Annotated in this window: 4 protein-coding genes and 1 pseudogene; 4 read left to right on the top strand and 1 reads right to left on the bottom strand. The window is 42.8% G+C overall.

Features of this window, described 5'->3' with window-relative positions:
- Positions 1-227: 227 nt before the first annotated feature.
- Both BLW34_RS17450 and BLW34_RS11780 read left to right on the top strand, forming a co-directional pair.
- A pseudogene (locus BLW34_RS17450) lies at positions 228-383 on the top strand (IS256 family transposase); the annotation flags it as partial.
- A 170-nt stretch (positions 384-553) separates the two neighbouring features.
- Complete coding sequence (locus BLW34_RS11780; RefSeq protein ID WP_090579799.1) at positions 554-1684, top strand: DUF3616 domain-containing protein; 1131 nt, start codon at positions 554-556, stop codon at positions 1682-1684.
- Positions 1685-2447: 763 nt separating this feature from the next.
- Here BLW34_RS11780 and BLW34_RS11775 read toward each other — a convergent pair.
- The gene (locus BLW34_RS11775; RefSeq protein WP_090579796.1) at positions 2448-2957 is read right to left on the bottom strand and encodes a DUF1993 domain-containing protein; all 510 of its coding nucleotides are present in this window, start codon (positions 2955-2957) and stop codon (positions 2448-2450) included.
- A gap of 222 nt (positions 2958-3179) precedes the next feature.
- Here BLW34_RS11775 and BLW34_RS11770 point away from each other — a divergent pair, with 222 nt between their 5' ends.
- Entirely contained in the window at positions 3180-3764 is a 585-nt protein-coding gene (locus BLW34_RS11770) for a septation protein A (protein ID WP_090579793.1), read from the top strand.
- 1345 nt (positions 3765-5109) lie between these two features.
- Positions 5110-5412 (top strand): SOS response-associated peptidase family protein, encoded by a 303-nt coding sequence (locus BLW34_RS16550; protein WP_218138851.1) that lies wholly within the window; start codon positions 5110-5112, stop codon positions 5410-5412.
- Positions 5413-6000 lie beyond the last annotated feature (588 nt).

Genomic DNA, 6000 nt, shown 5'->3' with positions numbered 1-6000 from the left:
AACACTTCCTTTGCCAGATCAATTCCAATTGTCGTAATTTTCATGTCGGACGCTCCTCTCTAGTTACAGGGTTTTAAACAACACTACTTTGGCACCTCGTTGCCATTTAGGGTAGTGGGCGTCCATTCCATTACTTTAGTGGATCATAATCATGAGCAAGAAACGCACAAAATATTCCAGTGGATTCTAGGCAAAAGTGGCACTAGCTGCGAGACGGGGAGATGAAACCATTCCCTAACTGGCAGCACATCAGAACCATCAATCCGATTGAGTCTGTATTTGCTACTGTCAGACTAAGAATTGCCAAAACGAAGAATTGTGGAAGCCGGATAACAACATTGACTATGGCTTTTAAATTAATGCAAACTGCACAGAAAAAATAGTTCCGGTTGAGAGGGTATAATCGTCATCAATGGCGTTAAATTCGTTAACGGCATTAAAAACTATATAGGCGATCAGAAACAGAATGCCTCTTGATTCTCTTTACACCAGATTTGACTATAGCTGCGAAGACTGTCTTGTTCGTTAAGTAAGTTTTTACTGGAGTGAATCAATGAAAAAAATCAAGCTTGAATTTGAGAAAGAAGGGGAAGGAATATCGAAATCTCTGTCTGCGTTTGTACGTTTGGGGGATTCGATTTTCGCAGCAGGCGACGAAGGGGGCGATCTAGCCAGACTTAAAGAATTTGATGATGGTACTTGTTTTAAGCTCAAGGAATTGGTCAATTTGAGTAATTGGTTTGATTTTCCAATCCCGCCACAAAAAGAACAGGCAATACAGGTGATGGAAGTTGATCTTGAAGGGATGGATTTTGACTATACAAATCAGCTCTTATGGATGGTTGGATCGCATAGTCTGAAACGCGGTAAGGCAAATGCAATGTTTGATACAAAGAAGAATTTGGAACTACTTGGTAAAGTGAAACCAGATGCAAATCGATTTTTTCTAGGTTGCATGTTCCTGCATAAAAACAAAAATAATCAGTTCCGGCTTTCTCTGAATAAGGGTGCTAACAACACACGTGCAGCTCAGCTTAGATGTGATGCAACCACAAGCGAACTGCTGGACGAGATTAGACGCGATACGCTATTCACTCGTTTTTGTGACAAAAATGGTGGAATTCCTGGCAAGGATAATGGCATTGATATTGAGGGCTTAGCATGTGTGCCCAATGGAAGAGTGCTTGTAGGAATGCGCGGGCCAGTGCTACGAGGAATCGCAACTGTTCTTGAATTAGCACCGGAGCGGATTGATTCACCTAATACGAAAGCCGATCCGTTGCAACTGACAAAAATTGGTCCCACGGGGCTTAAATATCGTCGCCATTTTTTGGATCTGGCTGGGCATGGGGTTCGTGATTTGTGCTGGGATGGTGATGATCTTTTAGTTCTTGCCGGCCCAACTACAGGTCTTGACTCGCCACCATTAGTTTTTCGATGGAAAGCAGCGATCAAGGCATTTGGAAAAATGAGGGGTGATGAAGAGAAGTTCATCTGGCGTTCAGAAAATGTGCTTGTGCAACAATCCCCAAGCTCAACCTGGAAGCAGGTTGAGGCAGGCGCTGATCATGCCGAAGCGATTAGTTTGTTTGATAAGAAACGCTTGATGATCGGTTACGATTCGCCCAGTACAAAACGTTTTCACAAACCGGCGTCGGTTATAGTGGATATCGTTGATTTGTAGAGCTACAGTAAATTAGAATTTTTTTGATTGCTGATGAAAAGTTACTGACAGCCAATATTAGACAATGTAGCGCTTGAGGTGTGCTGTCAAAAATGGAGTCCATTGGTTTAAGCAGCGAGTAGAATTAGCATAGTATCGTTGCGAAAATTGTGCGGGCTACAGATAATCCAGTCTTTCCGTCGTATCAGCCCAAAATATATCAAATCGTTGATTTTCCCCGGTGACATATTGGTGACATTTTTTCAGGAAAGAAACAAGGGGTTAGCGTTTAACTAACCCCTTGTTCTATTTGTAGGCCGTGCCAGATTCGAACTGGCGACCTCCGGATTAACAGTCCGCCGCACTATCGATTGATCAACTATCAAACTGACATAAGTGATCACTTCAAGCTCCAGCACAAACATAAATACATCATATCGAGGTGTGCTCTCAAATACGGAGCTCATAGGTTACATAGGTTAAGCAACAAACAGATTCACTTATTATTGTTGAAAAAATTATGCAGAAGATAGACAACTATGAACCTGACATCCTCACCCACCGAGGTAAGTGATCACGTATTCAGTGGTATTGAGGTGGAGTTTCCTCGGTAACCATATGGACTCTTTGTTTATCATTCCTTTCAGCAAGCAAACCGGAATAACTATCCCGGATTCATGGGTTATTCAATGGAATTTCTCGTTGTGATCTTTCTCCAAAAAGCTATCATCAGGAATCAAGATAAGTTTGAGATACCAAGTCTTTATTTTCCTGATTAACAGCCTTAGTAGGCACCCATAAAATCGCCTTTGCCGACTTCCAGACCATTGTGTCGCAAAATCGCATAGGCAGTGGTGACATGGAAGAAAAATTGCGGTAACCCGTAGTGGTAAAGATAAGTGTGTCCAACCATTTTTTTCTCTTTCGGTGTGCCTGGGCGTAATATGATTTCACGCGTTTCACTGCCCTCGAATTGCGCGGGTGTTAGGCTCTCGATAAACGACAAGGTTTTGCCAATTCGTGCCTGCAAATCGGCGAAGGTCTGTTCGTCGTCTTCATATACCGGCACTTCAACACCTGCCAGCCGCGCTGACACGCTCTTGGCGAAATCAGCAGCAACTTGCACTTGGCGGATTAAAGGGAACATATCAGGAAACAACCGAGCATCTAGCAATACTTTCGGTTCAAATTTTTTCTCAGCGGCATATGCCTCAGCCTTGGTCAAAATAGCGTTAAGGCTGTTCAATAGCTGTTTGAAAACAGGTACGGACGTGGTGTAAGTATGAGTAGTCATAGATTCTTATCAGTTAATTGATTACAGTAATTGCCATATGTTTGAATTGAGTGTCTCATGAATAAGTATGATTTAGTGGATTCAACACACCAAGTGACAACATTATCATACCGTAAGCGCACTCAAGCTCGACTAGAATACTGCAAGACATAATAAAAGGTATAACGACTACCGTAACAACTGCGATAATTATTCAATCAACAATACTACTTACATCATTTTATGAAATTTATTTTTGATCTTTTTCCGATAATCCTATTTTTCGTCACTTTTAAAAACTATGGCATTTACGCTGCAACCGCGGTAGCCATTGCTGCAACTTTTGCGCAAATTAGCTGGGTATGGTTCCGTCACCGCAAAGTCGACAATATGCTATGGATTAGTCTCGTGATCATTGTCATCTTCGGCAGTGCAACATTGATTCTGCAAGATGAGACTTTTATAAAGTGGAAACCATCAGTGCTTTACTGGTCATTTGCCGCCGTTCTGTCTCTGGCTGCACTGTTCTGGAACAAGAACTTGATACGATCCATCATGGGACAGCAGATCACCCTGCCAGACCCGGTGTGGCGAATCCTTAACCATGCTTGGGCCGGATTTTTCGCCGCATTGGGCATCGCCAACCTTTATGTGGCATTCAACTTCGCCACCGACACCTGGGTTAATTTCAAATTATTTGGGACTACTGGATTGATGCTGACGTTTGTCATCGCGCAAAGCCTGTTCATAGCAAAGTATATGAAGGAACCAGAACAATGCTCCATGTCATCCTCAAATGATGGTTCTAATAATCAGGAAAAACCTTAGACCAGTCGCCCCCTCACTTGGAACACATCAAAACACTGCATATTTGATGCATTAAATAAGAACTTTCATATAACTATGAATAACTATCTAACCAACAGGAATCCATGAGCTATGGGAGGATTCAAGCCCACTGTATGCATAATCTATGATTTACTCGATCTAACATTAGGGTGAACATTTATTCATAATTCCTTTTGGTGGAGAGATTGTAGGCTGTGCACTTTGTGCCGCCATGTTTGGAACTAGTGGATTTTTATATGGATTGGAAGCACTTGATTTTACAGAGCAGATTGATGGATTCATTCCAACAGCAACTATCATTGTTATTATGAACAAACCTAAATCCGCAAGCTAAGTCATGACATTCTGGGTACAAATAGGCTAAATTGTCAACCAAGAGACGACAATTATGGAGTGCACAGCGGAAGCGAGAGTCGAAGTCCGGCGGCCACTCCGGCACACGCATCAGCACATATCAATAATATCGTTATGGAACAAAGTGTTATGTGTAGAAAACTCCCCGATCAGGGTTCGAGTCTGTCACCTCTGGATTAACAGTCCGGCGCTCAGTGGTTGATGTCTGCAGATAGACGAAGAATCTTAAGTTGTTTTTCTGTGGCTATTGATGCGCTTGGGGTAAACCGAACTAATTCCGAGAATGAGCTACATTTGATGGGGCAGTTTTCTTGCTTTGTCAATCTGAAACAGCCGGTTACTCTTGTTTCTACCAAACTCATTCCGAGCGTGGAGGTGGGGAGGGGGTGTGATTTGGAGAATATTTAGATTCTGGATAGCTGCGGTCTTTAGAAGCCTCGACATTCACCCTGTTGAGATCCGTTTTGCTCTAAGAGAATTCTATCTTCAAAGTATTCTTCAGGTGTATAACTCCACTCGATCTCTACTTTCTGGCTGTTTGCTATATCTTTTGCCATCTTATTGGAATATATACCTAGGTTCGAAAAGTATTGGATCTACCAGATCAAACAAAAAATTTATCTTTTTTTCCTACTAATAGAATAACTTTAATATTCATAGAGCTGATCATCATTACCGTTGAGCACAAAAAATTCAAATATTTCTTGACAAGGAAAATGATCCACATTTCATTCTGAGAAATCTAATCATATTAGAGCTAAGTTCATGTCATCTAACATAAAAATAATAACATATTGATAATATGGATTAATTAGGTGTGTTTAAAATTTGAACGATCCAGAGAAAATTATTACAACTAGGTAAGTTAGCACTGTTATTTGCAAATTATCCACAAACTTATGCACAAGAATTGTGGAAAAGATAAATCGGAATCATTTGTGAGATATTTGTCATTCTTTTTCCTCGATTCATGTGTGGCGGCATCCAATACCAGGGCGACAAAAGTTGGGCAAGGCTCGATTCCATCAAGACAGGTAAATGGAAACCTTGGCATTCGAGATCTGCGTTGATCCCTGCCGATGGTTTCATGGAGAAAGACAGCGAGAAGCAATCCCATTGGATAGCGTTTCAACCCGGGAGGATGATTCAGGCTTTACTTGCCGAGAGAAATGACGGGAGGAGAGTGTATATCGTCACCGAAGAAACTCCACCGGACTATCGCTGTACACATGACTGCCGGCCCCGGCTGGTGCAAGTGACCAAACCGGCCTGAGAGGAAGGAGGAACCGAGCCCGGTACTCTCCCGGATACGTTCCAGTTTCGCCTCAGTGGCCCCGTCGGGGAGCCGCTGGGGGGGTATAAAGGCTATTCCCACTCGAACTCGGCTGTGCTCCGGGCAACTATGCGTCCCTGGGGGGCAACCCGCGCCCTGGTCTCCCCGGAACCCGGCGAGGGAGTCGACCTCCGCCCACTCCCGGTGCGGTTCAGGAATCAGTCGTGGACGTCTCCTTGGGTTGCATGGCTTTCTTGATTTTGGCCGATGCACTGTCAGAAGCTTCCAGGAGGATTTTCATCGAAAGATGCGAGTAACGCTCAGTGACCTAACTATCGGAGTGACTCAATATCTGCTGTACTGTTGACGCTGACTTAATAATGACCGGTTAAAGATAGTTTTTTCTGCTTGAATTTTGATCGGGTAATTCACTTATCCTGCTTAATTTTTAGGCAGAGTTATACCCGATGATGACCATGGAGCAAAACAGCACCCAAAATTTACCACTTTTAGCATTTATTGTTGCCAGAGATTAAAAATAAATCGCCTTTCCCAAACAATATCATAACAGACCCAAAGGAGCGTATT

The sequence above is a fragment of the Nitrosomonas sp. Nm58 genome (genome assembly GCF_900107335.1).
In the GTDB taxonomy this organism is placed as follows: Bacteria; Pseudomonadota; Gammaproteobacteria; order Burkholderiales; family Nitrosomonadaceae; genus Nitrosomonas.
This window is presented reverse-complemented; position numbering and strand designations above follow the sequence as displayed.

Coding starts and splice junctions, on each gene's coding strand:
- BLW34_RS11770 (WP_090579793.1), top strand. CDS start 3,180: ATGAAATTTATTTTTGATCTTTTTCCGATAATCCTATTTTTCGTCACT.
- BLW34_RS11780 (WP_090579799.1), top strand. CDS start 554: ATGAAAAAAATCAAGCTTGAATTTGAGAAAGAAGGGGAAGGAATATCG.
- BLW34_RS16550 (WP_218138851.1), top strand. CDS start 5,110: ATGTGTGGCGGCATCCAATACCAGGGCGACAAAAGTTGGGCAAGGCTC.
- BLW34_RS11775 (WP_090579796.1), bottom strand. CDS start 2,957: ATGACTACTCATACTTACACCACGTCCGTACCTGTTTTCAAACAGCTA.